The 895-nt window shown below is 28.6% G+C and carries 1 protein-coding gene and 1 pseudogene; both read right to left on the reverse strand.

Features of this window, described 5'->3' with window-relative positions; translation table 11 throughout:
* Positions 1–388, reverse strand: a pseudogene (locus FUA24_RS00285) (hypothetical protein); the annotation flags it as partial.
* A 142-nt stretch (positions 389–530) separates the two neighbouring features.
* Positions 531–895: cytochrome C oxidase subunit IV family protein (locus FUA24_RS00290; RefSeq protein ID WP_148539584.1), on the reverse strand; the 365-nt coding region annotated here is incomplete at its 5' end.

Consider the following 895-nt stretch of genomic DNA (forward strand, 5'->3'; position numbering starts at 1 on the left):
CAAAATGCCAATATTTTAAATCTTCATATTGGCTTATTTCTTTTTTAAGTTGCTCAGCTTGTTCTTCTGTTCCGTTTGGTAAAACTATTACTATTTGAAATTTTTTAAACCCTTTAAACTTATCGTAAACTAATTCTTTTAAGTTTGAAGCTGTGGTAGTTTTAAGCATTGGTTTATTGCCTAAAAACCCTAAAACGGTAATGTTATCTTTTAATGTTACATGCGTTTCTTTAGTTGATGAAAAATTGCTTATTTCAATAACATTTTCGTTTACAATATCTAACGGATTATAATTGTGTGTTGCAGGATATAGTAGCAATAAAAAGGTTACTGGAAGAAAAAATAAAACACCCAAAATAGTGTATCTGCCTACTTTTTTTAAATTCATTGCCTGTTTTTTTGGGTTGAAAATATATTTATACAAAAATAAAAAAGGTGGTTATTATAACCACCTTTTATTATATATTTTAACATTTAGCATTCAATACTTTGCTCTGTGGCTATAGCTTGAATGTTAATGGTTTGTTTTATTAAAAATCTCTTTTTATAAAACCTTCGTCATAAACTTTGAATACGTAACCACCTTCTTGTAATAAAATGAAGGTTAAGTAAAGTATTAAGAAAACACCTGTCCATACAATTACGCGTCTTAAGCCTTTGGTTTCATCACGTAAGTGCATAAAATCCCAGGCTATGTAATAAGCTTTTACAATGGTTAAGATAATAAAGATCCAGTTAAGGCCTTTCATACCTAAAATGCTTCCCATTAATACATCAGGCTTATAAATACCTAATACAACCTCAATAGCTGTTACAAAAGATAAGAATGCTAATACACCCCAAATTTTTTGTGTGTTAGACTTGAATTTCCAAAGTCCTCTAAAAATTTCTAATT

Source organism: Seonamhaeicola marinus, from assembly GCF_008085455.1.